Below are 13,041 nucleotides of genomic sequence, written 5' to 3' on the forward strand. Positions count from 1 at the left end.
CGAAGGCACATTCGTGTGTCAAGGGCTTTTCCAGCCCTTTTTCCAAAAAACTGCGAACCGACCGTGCACGGGCCGGTCACGCGCCGCCGCGCTCGCGAATCTGCGGCCATGCGAGCTTCATGTAGTACAGCATCGACCAGATCGTCAGCACCGCGGCGAGGTACATCAGCCACTCGCCCCACACGCGCGTGTCGATCGTCGCGATGCCGAGCGGCAGCGGGCCGTAGTACAGCAGCATCGGAATCGCGACCATCTGGCACGCGGTCTTGAACTTGCCGAGCTGGTTCACCGCGACGCTCTTCGACGCACCGATCTGTGCCATCCATTCGCGCAGCGCCGAAATCGCGATCTCGCGGCCGACGATCACGAGCGCGATCGCCGCGTCGACCCGCGAAATCTGCACGAGGATCAGCAGCGCGGCCGTCACCATCAGCTTGTCCGCGACCGGATCGAGGAACGCGCCGAACGACGACGTCTGGTTCCACTTGCGGGCGAGAAAGCCGTCGAACCAGTCGGTCAGCGCGGCGAGGATGAAGATCGCCGCCGCCGCGAGGTTGCGGTGCGCGCCGCCCATCACCGTGTCCGGCAGATAGAACACGCCGACGACGAGCGGGATCAGCACGATCCGTACCCACGTCAGGAAAATCGGGAAATTGAACGGCATGGCATGCGGGTCAGTAAAGGATTCGCAATTGTGCCGTGTCGACCGGCCTGCCACAAGAACGCGAGATCGCGCCCAGGCGCGGCCGGTCGCACGGCCGGATCAGTGAAGCTGCTTGTAGATCTGCTCGGCGAGCGCGTGCGAGATGCCGTCGACGCTCGCCAGCTCCTCGACGCTCGCCGCGACGACACCGCGCAGCCCGCCGAACCGCGCAAGCAGCCGCTGCCGGCGTTTCGCACCGACCCCTTCGAGCTCCTCGAGCCGCGAGGTCTGGCGCGCCTTCGCCCGTTTCGCGCGCATCCCGGTGATCGCGAAGCGGTGCGCCTCGTCGCGGATCTGCGCGACGAGCATCAGCGCGGCGCTCTCCTTGCCGAGTTCGAGCGGCGTGCGGCCGTCCGCGAACACGAGCGTCTCGAGGCCGACCTTGCGCCCCTCGCCCTTCGCGACGCCGACCAGCATCGACGTATCGAGCCCGAGCTCGGTGAACACCTGGCGCGCGATCTCGACCTGCCCCTTGCCGCCGTCGATCAGCACGATGTTCGGCAGCAGGCTCGATGCCTCGGCCTGGCGCGTCGATTCGCCGTCGATGCCGGCCGCATCGTCGGCGGCCGCCGCCTGCGCGGCCTGCTCGACCATCTTCTCGTAGCGGCGCGTCAGCACCTGCCGCATGGCCGCGTAATCGTCGCCCGGCGTGATGCCGGTGATGTTGTAGCGACGGTACTCGCCCGACTGCATCTTGTGATGGTGATAGACGACGCACGACGCCTGCGTCGCCTCGCCCATCGTATGGCTGATGTCGAAACATTCGATCCGCAGCGTCGCGAGATCGTCGCTTTCGAAGCCGAGCGTTTCCGCGAGCGCGCGCGTGCGCGCCTGCTGCGAACCCTGCTCGGACAGCAGCCGCGCGAGCGCGATCTGCGCGTTCTGCTCGGCCATCGACAGCCACGCGCGCCGCTGCCCCTGCGGCTGCCGGACCAGCGAGACCTTGTGACCGGCCTGCTCGGACAGCAGCTCGAGCAGGTCGCGGCTCGCGGGCGCATGGCTCACGACCAGCACGGGCGGCACGCGATTGCCGAGATAGTGCTGCGCGATGAACGCATCGAGCACCTCGGCCTCCACCGACGCGCCCGCGTCACGCGCGGCGGCAGCGTCTTCCGCGGGCCGCTCGGGCAACGCCGCAGCGGTGTCGCCGGCAGCCTCCGCTGCGTCGGCCTCGCCCTCGGCCTCGTCGCCGAGCCCGCCTTCGGCCAGCGTCAGCGCACTTTCGACGTGCGCCGGGAAATAGGCCTTGTCGCCGAGATGCCGGCCGCCGCGCACCATCGCCAGGTTCACGCACACGCGTCCGCCCTGCGCGACGACCGCGAGGATGTCGACGTCGCTGTCGCTGCCGACCTCGATCGCCTGCTGGTGCAGCACCGTCGCGAGCGAGCTCATCTGGTTGCGCACGGCGGCTGCCTGCTCGAACTTCAGCTCGGCCGCGAACGCGTGCATCTTCTGCTCGAGTTCCTTCATCACTTCCGATTGCCGGCCGAGCAGGAAGCGCGCGGCGTTCGACACGTCGATCGCGTAGTCGTCCTCGGAAATCGCGCCGACGCACGGCGCCGTGCAGCGCCCGATCTGATGCAGCAGGCACGGCCGCGTGCGATTGTTGAAGACCGAATCCTCGCAGGTGCGCAACTGGAACACGCGCTGCAGGATCTGGATGCTCTCGCGCACGGCCCACGCGCTCGGGAACGGCCCGAAATACTGGTTCTGCTTGTCGACCGAGCCGCGGTAGTACGCCATGCGCGGAAAGCGGTGCGCGGTGAGCTTCAGGTACGGATACGACTTGTCGTCGCGAAACAGGATGTTGTAGCGCGGCGCAAGCGCCTTGATCAGGTTGTTCTCGAGCAGCAGCGCCTCCGCCTCCGAGCGCGTGACGGTCGTCTCGATGCGCGCGATGCGCGTGACCATCATCGCGATGCGCGGCGACAGCTGCGTCTTCGTGAAATAGCTCGAGACGCGCTTCTTCAGGTCGCGCGCCTTGCCGACGTAAAGCACGGCGCCCGCCGCATCGTAGTAGCGGTAGACGCCCGGCATGTGCGGCAGTTGCACGAGGATCTTCTTCGGTTCGAACGGGGTGTCGGCGGCTTCTGGGGATGTCATGCGCGATTCGGGTGCCTTGTGGCGCGGAACGGGTCCATTAGAATCGCCAGTTTAGAGCATTCACCGGTCCGCTTCGATGCCCCGCACCGCCCCCGCCTCCCCTGCCTCCGCTGCGCCGCTCGCACCCGACGAACCGATCGCGTGCGACCTCTTCTGCACCGTGATCGACAACTTCGGCGACATCGGCGTGTGCTGGCGCCTCGCCCGCCAGCTCGCGCACGAGCACGGCTGGCAGGTGCGCCTGTTCATCGACGACCTGCGCACGTTCGCGCGGCTGCTGCCGGGGGTCGATCCCGATGCGGGGCGGCAGACGCTCGACGGCGTCGTGATCGAACACTGGCATGCGGAAGTCGGCGACGCACTGGAGATCGCCGACGTCGTGATCGAGGCCTTCGCGTGCGAGCTGCCCGGCGCCTATCTCGCGGCGATGGCGCGCCGCGCGCGCCGCCCGGTGTGGATCAATCTCGAATACCTGAGCGCCGAGGACTGGGTCGCCGATTTCCATTTGCGGCCTTCGCCGCATCCGCGCTATCCGCTGCTGAAGACATTCTTCTTCCCGGGACTGTCGGCCGGCACGGGCGGCGTGCTGAAGGAACGCGACCTCGACGCGCGCCGCACGGCCTTCGAAGCCGACGCGGCGGCGCGCACCGCGTGGTGGCGGCATGCGACGGGAGACGCGCCACCGGCGCCGGGCACGACCGTCGTCAGCCTGTTCGCGTATGAGAATCCGGGCGTCGACGCGCTGCTCGCGCAGTGGCGCGACGGCCCGTCGCCCGTCGTCGCGCTCGTGCCCGCCGGCCGCGTGTCGCCGGCCGTTGCCCGCTTCTTCGGGGTCGAATCGTTCGGCGCCGGCGCGCGCGCAAGCCGCGGCAATCTGACCGCGTACGGGCTCGCGTTCGTCCCGCAAGCCGACTACGACCCGCTGCTGTGGGTGGCCGACGTCAACTTCGTGCGCGGCGAGGACTCGTTCGTCCGCGCGCAATGGGCGCGCAAGCCGTTCGTATGGCACATCTACCCGCAGGCCGACGATGCGCATCTGCCGAAGCTCGACGCCGCGCTCGCGCACCTGTCGGCCGGCCTCGCCGACGCGCCGCGCGCGGCGCTCGCGCGCTTCTGGCATGCGTGGAACGGCGCCGGCACGCCCGACTGGGCCGATTTGCTGCAACACCGTGCCGCACTGGATGCCAACGCGGCGCGCTGGGCCGACGCGCTGGCGAGCGTCGGCGATCTCGCCGGAAAGCTGGCGGAATACGTAAAATCTCAGTTAAAATAAGCGGTTATCCGACGGCTGACCACGCAAGCGCTCGCGTTTGGGGCTCTTGGCACCTACCGGAACGCACCGCCGCTTGCGCCGTCAGCCGTTGCGCAACGCTCAGGCACCTATTTATTTGATTGGATCAGGACAGTTTTTATGAAGACCGCACAGGAACTCCGCGTAGGCAACGTCGTGCAGATCGGCAGCGAAGCATGGGTCATCGCAAAGGCGGAATACAACAAGTCGGGCCGTAACTCCGCCGTCGTCAAGATGAAGATGAAGAACCTGCTGACGAACGCAGGCCAGGAATCGGTCTACAAGGCTGACGACAAGTTCGACGTCGTCGTGCTCGACCGCAAGGAAGTGACGTACTCGTACTTTGCCGACCCGATGTACGTGTTCATGGACGCCGACTACAACCAGTACGAAGTCGAAGCGGAAATGATGGGCGAAGCGCTGAACTACCTCGAAGACGGCATGGCGTGCGAAGTCGTGTTCTACAACGAGAAGGCGATCTCGGTCGAACTGCCGACGATCCTGGTTCGCGAGATCACCTACACGGAACCGGCCGTCAAGGGCGACACGTCGTCGGGCAAGGTGCTGAAGAACGCCAAGCTCGCAACGGGCTTCGAACTGCAAGTGCCGCTGTTCTGCAATACCGGCGACAAGATCGAAATCGATACGCGTACGAACGAATACCGCAGCCGCGCGTAATCGCCCGCGATTGCCGGATCGAACAAAGCGCCCTTCGGGGCGCTTTTTGTTTGTCTGCGGTCAACAGCAGCGGGGCGTCGGCACCATGGACAACACAAAAATCCAGCACTAAAGGTATTCAATTTGTATCATCGGTAACTGTTTTATAGCGCCAAAGAAATAATGCACGTCAGGCGTTCAGCGGGGCATAAAATCAGTTTTTAATCTGACATGCGGCTGCGGCCGGCTCGATGGCCGACAGCCCGCCTCTCTTGACTCGACTCGCGTCCACCATGCCACACGCCCTGATTGTCGAAGACGATCCCAACAGTCTGTCCGGCCTGACCGCGCTGCTCGCCGCAGACGGCTTCTCGGTCGACACGGCCACGTCGCTCGCCGAGGCACGCACGGCGCTCGGCCGCTCGATTCCCGATGTCGTCCTGGTCGACCTGAACCTGCCGGACGGCAGCGGGTTCGACCTGCTCCAGCACCTGCCGCAGCAGCAACCGAACGGCTCGCTGCCGGTGATCGTGCTGACGGGCAATGCGACGGTCGAGAGCGCGATCGAAGGCCTGCGTCACGGCATCTGGGACTACCTGCTGAAGCCGATCAACATTCCGCGCCTGCGCAGCCTGCTGGCCCGGATTCCGCGCCCCTACGAACTGATCGACGAAGTGCGGACGCTGCGCGCGTCGCTGCGCCACCTCGGCCGCTTTGGCGCGCTGGTCGGCCGCAGCGAGGCGATGCAGCACGTGTACGACATGATCGAGCACAACGCGGGCACCGAAACGGCCGTGCTGTTCACCGGCGAAGCCGGCACCGGCAAGAAGCTGGCCGCGCGCACGCTGCACGACCTGAGCCGGCGCCGCAAAGGGCCGTTCGTGTCGTTCGACTGCCGCACGATCGCCCAGGCCGGGCGCCACGGCGCATCGCTCGACAGCGTGCTGTTCGGCCATGAACGCGGCGCGTTCGACGGTGCCGAGCGGCGCGAGTCGGGCCTGTTCGAACAGGCCGGCGGCGGCACGCTGTTCCTCGACGAGATCACCGCACTGCCGCTCGTGCTGCAGGAGGCGCTGCTGCATGCGCTCGACTCGCAGAACTTCATGCGGATCGGCGGCACGAGCTCGATCGCGAGCGACTTCCGGCTGATCGCGACCACGCGCCGCCCGGCCCGCGAGGCGGTCGCGAACGGCATGCTGCGCGAGGATCTGTGGCTGCGTCTCGATGCGGCATCGATCACGATGCCGCCGCTGCGCGAACGCGACGGCGATGTACTCGCCATCGCGGACGCGCTGATCGACGACCTCAACCGCGAAGCGCGCGGCACCGGCCGCAGCACGACCGACAAGCGCGCGGCGCCGGGCTTCGTGCGCGAATGCGTGTCCTACGAATGGCCCGGCAACGTGCGCGAACTGCAGGAGCGCGTGCGCTTCGCCTATGACGCATCCGGCGATTTCATCGAAACGCTGCGCGCGGGTGAAGCGAGCTTCGCGGCCGGCGCCGCGCTGAACGGCAGCAGCGTGCAGATCAAGGTCGGCACCCCGCTGTCCGACGTCGAGGATCTGCTGATCCGCGCGACGCTCGACGCGGTCGGCGGCACGCGCCATCGCGCGGCGACGCTGCTCGGCATCAGCCCCAAGACGCTGTACAACAAGTTGCAGCGGATGAAGGTCAACTGACCGGGCGGCCGTTGTTCGGGGCGCCGGCCGGAGCTGACGGTTAGTTGCGCACAAAGGCGTGTGGCCCCACGCTTCGCCGTCAAAGCAAAAAGCCGCGCAAAAGCGCGGCTTTTTGCTTTCGGCAACGGAACAGGCGGCCTCGCGCCGCCCTTCCCGCTTACGCCAGTGCGCTGCTCAGCAGCGCCTGCGCCTGCAGATACTCGGGCTGCACGATCAGCTTGTCCCACTTCAGCGGCTTGCCGCGCGCCCGCATCCGCTTGATGCGCCGCACCGACTCGGCCGATGCCTGCGCCTTCAGGCCGTTCAGCACGACTTCGGCCGCATCCGGCTGGTTGCAGACGAGCACCATGTCGCAACCGGCGGCGAGCGCCGCGTCGGCCGCCTGCGTGAGCGTGCCGCCCTCGCGTGCCGCCTCCATCGACAGGTCGTCGCTGAAGATCGCGCCCGTGAAGCCGAGCTGCCCGCGCAGGATGTCCTGCAGCCACACGCGCGAGAAGCCGGCCGGCCGCTTGTCGACCTGCGTGTAGATCACGTGTGCGGGAATCACCGCGGTCAGCGCCAGGCCGAGCCAGTCGTACGGCGCGACGTCCTGCTTGAGGATCGCGTCGAGCGGCCGGTCGTCGGTCGGCAGCGCGACGTGCGAATCGGCTTCCGCGAAGCCGTGCCCCGGGAAATGCTTGCCGCAGTTCGCCATGCCCGCGAGCGACAGCCCGTGGTTCACGCTCTTCGCGAGCAGCGTGACGACGCGCGGGTCGCGATGGAATGCGCGATCGCCGATCACCTTCGAGTGCCCGTAGTCGAGATCGAGCACCGGCGTGAAGCTCATGTCGATCCCGCATGCGCGCAGCTCGGCCGCCAGGATGTAGCCGACCGCGGTCGCGACCTTCGTCGCGAGCAGCACGTCGCGGTCCCACAGTTCGCCGAGGCGGCGCATCGCCGGCAACACCGTGAAGCCGTCGGTGCGGAATCGCTGCACGCGGCCGCCTTCGTGATCGACGGCGATCAGGATGTCCTCACGCACCGCGCGGATCGAGTCGGTCAGCGCGGTGAGCTGCGCACGGTTCTGGAAATGCCGCGCGAACAGGATCACGCCGCCGGTGTTCGGATGCGCAAGGCGCCGCGCATCGTCGCGCGACAGGGCCGTGCCGACGACGTCGAGCATGACCGGGCCGGGAGTCGTTTTCATCGAATCGGAAAGTCCGTCAGGGAGTGGTTCGGGAAACAGGTGCGGGTGCAGGCGGCGCTGCGTCGGTCTCGGCGACCACGAACGACACCGCGTAGTCGCGTTCGTCGCTGACCGTCACGCGCGCCGTGATGCCGCGCGCGGCGAGCCAGTCGGCCAGCTCGCCCGACGCGACGACGTACGGTTCGCCGCTGCGCTGGTTGAGGGTCTGCAGCGCGCGCCACGTCATCGGCCAGTGCATGCCGAGCCCGATCGCCTTCGAGAACGCTTCCTTCGCGGAAAAGCGCGTCGCGAGAAACGCGATGCCGCGCGCCTCGGAGCGCGCGCGGCGCGCATGGAACACGCGCAGTTCGTCGGGGCCCAGCACCTTCTCGGCAAACCGGCCGCCCGTGCGCTCGAGCACGGCCGCGATGCGGCTCACCTGGACGATGTCGGTACCGATGCCGTAGATCGCCATGTCAGCGCCCGCCGTGATGCACGGACGACGCCGGGTGACGAGCGAAGCGCGCGCGCACGGAATGCATCGTCAGCGCGCGCCGCCGTGCAGCGCGGCCACACGCGCGGCGACCATGATCGCCTTCATCTCGCGCACCGCGTTGTCCCAGCCCGCGAAGATCGCGTGCGCGACGATCGCGTGGCCGATGTTCAGCTCGACGATGCCGTCGATCGCGGCGATCTGCTGCACGTTCGTGTAATGCAGTCCGTGACCGGCGTTGACCTTCAGGCCCAGTTGCGCGCCGGCTTGCACGCCCGCGACGATGCGTTCGTATTCGCGCTGCTGCTCGGCTTCGTCGTGCGCATCGGCATAGCGGCCGGTATGCAGCTCGACCACCGGCGCGCCGGCTTCGTGTGCGGCACGGATCTGCGTTTCGTCCGGATCGATGAACAGCGACACGCGCACGCCGGCGTCGGCGAGCTGCCTGCATGCCGCACGCACGGCCTCGAAGCGGCCGGCGACGTCGAGACCGCCTTCGGTCGTCAGTTCCTCGCGCTTCTCGGGCACGAGGCACGCGTCGTGCGGACGCACTTCGCATGCGATGTCGAGCATCTCGGCCGTCACCGCGCATTCGAGGTTCATCCGCGTCTTCAGCAGCGGGCGCAGCGTGCGCACGTCGGCGTCGACGATGTGGCGGCGGTCCTCGCGCAGGTGCAGCGTGATCGCGTCAGCACCGGCCTCTTCGGCCGCGAGCGCCGCGCGGATCGGATCGGGATAGGCCGTGCCGCGCGCGTTGCGCAGCGTCGCGACGTGGTCGATGTTCACGCCGAGGTCGATGACGGTGGGCGTTGTCAGGAAGAAGCTCATAGGTTTTGCAGGTCGATCAGGATCTGACGCGTGGCAAGCGGCGTACCGCCGAGATAGGTGTTCAGCAGGAAGCGCATCAGCGTCTTGCTTTGCGCGACCGTCTGGGCTCGATGGTAATCGTCCTGCTCCATGTCGAGCAACGTCTGTCCGGTAATCACCGGCCAGTGCGACGGCACGTCGTCGTCCGCATTGCGCACGCCGCGCTCGGGATCGAACACGTAGCGGCGATCGGGCTCGACCGCCCGGCGCGCGACCGTGCGGTTCAGCGCCATCGCATAGCCGGTCTCGCGCAGCAGCACGCGCTCGAACGAACGCAGCACCTGCACCGCGGGCTCGCCGTGCGCGAGGCGCGTCAAGGTCAGCACGTAATGATTGAAGAGCGGCGGCTGCGGATCCTCGCGCGCGCAGAATTTCACGAGCAGCTCGTTCGCGTAGAAGCCGCACAGTAGCCCGTCGCCGCCGAGCGGCAGCATCCCGCCGACCCATTCGGCGCCCGTCAGCGTGCGCACTTCGGATTTGCCCGACCAGGACAGCAGCAGCGGCTGGAACGTCTGCAGCACGCCGCGCAGCGCGGAGTGCGGGCGCTTCGCGCCCTTCGCGACGAGCGCGAGCCGGCCGTGATCGCGCGTCAGCACGTCGATGATCAGGCTCGTTTCCCGGTACGGATAGCTGTGCAGCACGAACGCCGGCTGCTCGGCGACGCGGAAATCGGACGTGCGAGAGGTCGCGCGCCGCGCCTTGCGACGCGGCGGTTCGGGCGGTGCCGGCAATGGCGCGTCGTTCGCGCCGGCGGTCACCGCATCTTCGGTCGACGTCAGCGCGTCATTCGTACCCATAGGCGCGCAGCCCCGCCTCGTTGTCGGCCCAGCCGCTCTTCACCTTCACGAAGGTCTCGAGGTACACGGGGCCGTCGAACAGCTTCTCCATGTCCATCCGCGCCTCGGTGCTGATCTGCTTGAGCTTCTCGCCCTTCTTGCCGATCACCATCGCCTTGTGCGAATCGCGTTCGACGAGGATCGTCGCGAAGATGCGCTTCAGGCGCCCTTCCTCCTCGAACTTGTCGATCAGGACGGTGCTCGTGTACGGCAGTTCGTCGCCGGTCCAGCGGAACACCTTCTCGCGCAGGATCTCGGCCGCGAGAAAGCGCGAGCTGCGGTCGGTCAGCTCGTCCTCGCCGTAGATCGGCTCGCCTTCCGGCAGGTACGGCTTGATCGTGTCCAGCAGGCGCTTGATGTCTTCCGGCTTCTGCGCCGACAGCGGCACGAGCTCGGTGAATTCGCGCAGCTCGCTCACCTTCTGCATGAACGGGAACAGCGTGGCCTTGTCGTTCACGCGGTCGATCTTGTTCGCGATCAGCAGCGTCGGCATGCCGGGCGGGATCAGGTCGAGCACCTTCTGGTCGTCGGGCCCGAAGCGGCCGGCCTCGATCACGAACAGGATCACGTCGACCGACGTGAGCGTCGACGTGACCGCGCGGTTCAGCGAGCGGTTCAGCGCGGTACTGTGACGGGTCTGGAAGCCCGGCGTGTCGACGAACACGAATTGCGCGTCGTCGAACGTGTTGATGCCGGTGATGCGATGGCGCGTGGTTTGCGCCTTGCGCGACGTGATGCTGATCTTCTGGCCGACGAGTGCGTTCATCAACGTCGACTTGCCGACGTTCGGGCGGCCCACGATCGCGATCATGCCGCAACGGAAACCGGTAGGAGCGGGAGTGTTCATATCGTTTGGGAGACAGGTTCGGAAACGGCCGCGCGACGCGCGGCACGATCGATGGGCAATTCAGTGATCGGCATCGGCCACGCGCGCCTGCGCGGCAGCGAGGCTTGCGCCGCCCTGCGGCGCCTCGGGGCCGGGCGCCGCGGCGTCGCGGGCGCGCGGCGTCGCACGCGAAGCGGCATCGGAACCGGCCGCCTTGTCGGCGGACGGCGCGGCCGGATCGGTCGCCTGGCCCGCCGGCTTGTCGGCTGCACGGGGCGCGCCTTCGACTGGCTTGTCGGCGCGTTCGGCAGGCTTGTCGGCCGCGCGCGTGCCGGGTTCGTTGCGATCCGCGGGCTTGTCTGACGGTTTGTCGGTCGCCTTGTCGGCAGGTTTCTCGGCAGGCTTGTCGGCCGTCGGTTTCGCGGGCCGGTCGGCCTTGTCCGCGGCTGTATCGACATGCGCCGCGCGAATCGCGGCCATCGGCGCCTGCGCCGGCCGGTCGCCCGGCTGTGCGCCGGCATCGGCCGCTGCGGACGCGGCAGCGGCCGCCTTCGCGTCGCGCGCCGCCGCACGCTCCTTGCGTTCCGGAGAACGCAGGTCGAGCGCTTCCTGCACACCCTTCACGCCCGGCACGATTTCAGGCTCGACATGCTTCGACCCGCGTGCGTTCTTCGAACGCTTCGGCTTCGAAGCGAGCATCGGCGCGGCCGCCAGCACCTCGTCGAGCGCCTTCTTCGCGGCGGCCTGCTCGGCCGCGCGCCGGCTCGCGCCGGAGCCCGACACCTTCACGTCGAGCTTCGGCACCGTGCATTCGACCTCGAACTGCTGGTTGTGCGCCGCACCATGCGTCGCGACGACCGTGTAGGTCGGCAGCGCGATCTTGTGCCCCTGCAGGTATTCCTGCAGCAGCGTCTTCGCATCCTTGCCGAGCGTGCGCGGATCGATGTGGTCGAGAATCGGGATATAGAGGCGCTTGATGACCCCTTGGGCGGCTTCGAAGCCGCCATCGAGGAATACCGCCCCGATGATGGCTTCGAACGCGTCCGCGAGGATCGACGGGCGACGGAAGCCGCCGCTGCGCAACTCGCCCTCGCCCAGCCGCAACCCTTCGGAAATATTCAGGGCCTGAGCGATTTCATACAGCGACTGCTGCTTGACGAGATTGGCGCGCACGCGCGACAGGTCGCCTTCGTCCAGCTTGCTGAAACGCTGGAACAAAAGGGCGGCCACCGCGCAATTCAGAACGGAATCGCCGAGAAACTCGAGCCGTTCGTTGTGCGTGGCACTGTGACTGCGATGGGTCAAAGCCTGGCGCAACAATTCCGCATTGCGAAATTCGTAGCGCAGCCGGCTTTCCAACTGGGATAGGGGCATGTGCAGGAGTATAACGCGGGCGCCGGTCGGGCCGAAACGGCACGGCCGGACGCGAAAAGGCGTGACGAGGCGGTGTTGCCGCCGGTTCTTAAAGTAGTTCGGCAATACGCGACGCGGCCCGTGCGTCGCATATTGCGTGCGAGTCGAATACGGTCAGTTGAAGGAACCGATGCGCTTCAGGTCGCCGAAGTTCATCCAGATGAAGAACGCGCGGCCGACGATGTTGTTGTCCGGCACGAAACCCCAGTAGCGGCTGTCCGCGCTGTTGTCGCGGTTGTCGCCCATCATGAAGTAGTGACCGGGCGGCACCTTGCAGATCACGCCGCGGCTGTTGTACGTGCAGTTGTCGCGATACGGATAGTCGTAGGCGCCCATCACGAACGGCGGCACGGCGGGATTGTTGAGGATCGCGTTCTTCTTCGTGCCGATCGTTTCCTCGAACTGCTTCGCGTAGTTCTGGCGCTCGTCGTCGAAGAAATCCGGCAGCGGCGTTTCGGGCACCGGCTGGCCGTTGATCGTCAGTTGCTTGTCCTGGTAAGCGACCGTGTCGCCCGGCAAGCCGATCACGCGCTTGATGTAGTCGACCGACTCGTCCTTCGGATAACGGAACACGACGACGTCGCCGCGCGACAGCGGGCTGCCCTGCGTGATCTTCGTGTTCGTGATCGGCATGCGCAGGCCGTATTCGAACTTGTTGACGAGGATGAAGTCGCCGACCAGCAGCGTCGGCACCATCGAGCCCGACGGGATCTTGAACGGCTCGACGATGAACGAACGCACGACGAACACGGCCAGGATCACCGGGAAGAAGCTCGCGGTGTACTCGAGCCACCACGGCTGGCGCAGCTTTTCGTCGCGCAGCTTCGAACGCGTCTGCCCCGCGTTTTCGTCCGCGAAACGCTTGTCGATACGCGACTGCTGACGATCGAACTCCTCGATCGCCGCGTCGGCCGCCTTGCGCCGCTGCGGCAGGAACACCAGTTTGTCCAACACCCACGCTACGCCCGTCACGACGACGAGCACAAAAAGAATCAGCGCAAAATTCAT

12 protein-coding genes are annotated in these 13,041 nt (G+C 67.0%); 3 read left to right on the top strand and 9 right to left on the bottom strand.

The genetic code is table 11. The features are described 5' to 3' along the window. Window positions 1–76 precede the first annotated feature (76 nt). Both pgsA and uvrC read right to left on the bottom strand, forming a co-directional pair. Window positions 77–664, bottom strand: a complete 588-nt coding sequence (gene pgsA / locus NQV17_RS00325; protein WP_006757520.1) for a CDP-diacylglycerol--glycerol-3-phosphate 3-phosphatidyltransferase — start codon at window positions 662–664, stop codon at window positions 77–79. 99 nt (window positions 665–763) lie between these two features. Beyond that, window positions 764–2,806 (bottom strand): excinuclease ABC subunit UvrC, encoded by a 2,043-nt coding sequence (gene uvrC / locus NQV17_RS00330; protein ID WP_257767776.1) that lies wholly within the window; start codon window positions 2,804–2,806, stop codon window positions 764–766. 76 nt (window positions 2,807–2,882) lie between these two features. Between uvrC and earP the strand changes: the two genes are divergently transcribed. The 3 genes from earP to NQV17_RS00345 all read left to right on the top strand — a co-directional run bounded on the left by earP (window position 2,883) and on the right by NQV17_RS00345 (window position 6,433). Next, window positions 2,883–4,079, top strand: a complete 1,197-nt coding sequence (gene earP / locus NQV17_RS00335; RefSeq protein WP_257767778.1) for an elongation factor P maturation arginine rhamnosyltransferase EarP — start codon at window positions 2,883–2,885, stop codon at window positions 4,077–4,079. A 138-nt stretch (window positions 4,080–4,217) separates the two neighbouring features. Continuing rightward, the gene (gene efp, locus NQV17_RS00340; RefSeq protein WP_044844759.1) at window positions 4,218–4,775 is read left to right on the top strand and encodes an elongation factor P; all 558 of its coding nucleotides are present in this window, start codon (window positions 4,218–4,220) and stop codon (window positions 4,773–4,775) included. A 272-nt stretch (window positions 4,776–5,047) separates the two neighbouring features. After that, a complete protein-coding gene (locus NQV17_RS00345) occupies window positions 5,048–6,433 on the top strand; it encodes a sigma-54 dependent transcriptional regulator (protein WP_044844760.1) in 1,386 nt (461 codons plus the stop codon). A gap of 157 nt (window positions 6,434–6,590) precedes the next feature. Here the strand turns inward: NQV17_RS00345 and nagZ are convergent, their stop codons facing one another. The 7 genes from nagZ to lepB all read right to left on the bottom strand — a co-directional run bounded on the left by nagZ (window position 6,591) and on the right by lepB (window position 13,041). Further along, a complete protein-coding gene (gene nagZ / locus NQV17_RS00350) occupies window positions 6,591–7,619 on the bottom strand; it encodes a beta-N-acetylhexosaminidase (protein ID WP_257767782.1) in 1,029 nt (342 codons plus the stop codon). Window positions 7,620–7,635: 16 nt separating this feature from the next. Next, window positions 7,636–8,073, bottom strand: coding sequence for a holo-ACP synthase (gene acpS / locus NQV17_RS00355; RefSeq protein WP_044844762.1), 438 nt, complete (start codon window positions 8,071–8,073; stop codon window positions 7,636–7,638). Between the two features lie 69 nt (window positions 8,074–8,142). Further along, complete coding sequence (gene pdxJ / locus NQV17_RS00360; RefSeq protein ID WP_124667181.1) at window positions 8,143–8,919, bottom strand: pyridoxine 5'-phosphate synthase; 777 nt, start codon at window positions 8,917–8,919, stop codon at window positions 8,143–8,145. Further along, window positions 8,916–9,755, bottom strand: coding sequence for a DNA repair protein RecO (gene recO, locus NQV17_RS00365; protein WP_014897645.1), 840 nt, complete (start codon window positions 9,753–9,755; stop codon window positions 8,916–8,918). Before recO ends, pdxJ begins: the two co-directional genes overlap by 4 nt. Beyond that, window positions 9,742–10,641 carry a GTPase Era gene (gene era / locus NQV17_RS00370; RefSeq protein ID WP_006476493.1) on the bottom strand — a complete coding sequence of 300 codons (900 nt, stop codon included), beginning with the start codon at window positions 10,639–10,641 and terminating at the stop codon, window positions 9,742–9,744. Before era ends, recO begins: the two co-directional genes overlap by 14 nt. 60 nt (window positions 10,642–10,701) lie before the next feature. Further along, the gene (rnc, locus tag NQV17_RS00375; RefSeq protein ID WP_257768793.1) at window positions 10,702–11,994 is read right to left on the bottom strand and encodes a ribonuclease III; all 1,293 of its coding nucleotides are present in this window, start codon (window positions 11,992–11,994) and stop codon (window positions 10,702–10,704) included. Window positions 11,995–12,147: 153 nt separating this feature from the next. Then, window positions 12,148–13,041, bottom strand: coding sequence for a signal peptidase I (lepB, locus tag NQV17_RS00380; RefSeq protein WP_124487453.1), 894 nt, complete (start codon window positions 13,039–13,041; stop codon window positions 12,148–12,150).

This window comes from Burkholderia sp. SCN-KJ, assembly GCF_024656005.1.
In the GTDB taxonomy this organism is placed as follows: domain Bacteria; phylum Pseudomonadota; class Gammaproteobacteria; order Burkholderiales; family Burkholderiaceae; genus Burkholderia.

Coding starts and splice junctions, on each gene's coding strand:
- acpS (WP_044844762.1), bottom strand. CDS start 8,073: ATGGCGATCTACGGCATCGGTACCGACATCGTCCAGGTGAGCCGCATC.
- earP (WP_257767778.1), top strand. CDS start 2,883: ATGCCCCGCACCGCCCCCGCCTCCCCTGCCTCCGCTGCGCCGCTCGCA.
- pdxJ (WP_124667181.1), bottom strand. CDS start 8,919: ATGAGCTTCTTCCTGACAACGCCCACCGTCATCGACCTCGGCGTGAAC.
- era (WP_006476493.1), bottom strand. CDS start 10,641: ATGAACACTCCCGCTCCTACCGGTTTCCGTTGCGGCATGATCGCGATC.
- uvrC (WP_257767776.1), bottom strand. CDS start 2,806: ATGACATCCCCAGAAGCCGCCGACACCCCGTTCGAACCGAAGAAGATC.
- recO (WP_014897645.1), bottom strand. CDS start 9,755: ATGGGTACGAATGACGCGCTGACGTCGACCGAAGATGCGGTGACCGCC.
- NQV17_RS00345 (WP_044844760.1), top strand. CDS start 5,048: ATGCCACACGCCCTGATTGTCGAAGACGATCCCAACAGTCTGTCCGGC.
- lepB (WP_124487453.1), bottom strand. CDS start 13,041: ATGAATTTTGCGCTGATTCTTTTTGTGCTCGTCGTCGTGACGGGCGTA.
- nagZ (WP_257767782.1), bottom strand. CDS start 7,619: ATGAAAACGACTCCCGGCCCGGTCATGCTCGACGTCGTCGGCACGGCC.
- efp (WP_044844759.1), top strand. CDS start 4,218: ATGAAGACCGCACAGGAACTCCGCGTAGGCAACGTCGTGCAGATCGGC.
- pgsA (WP_006757520.1), bottom strand. CDS start 664: ATGCCGTTCAATTTCCCGATTTTCCTGACGTGGGTACGGATCGTGCTG.
- rnc (WP_257768793.1), bottom strand. CDS start 11,994: ATGCCCCTATCCCAGTTGGAAAGCCGGCTGCGCTACGAATTTCGCAAT.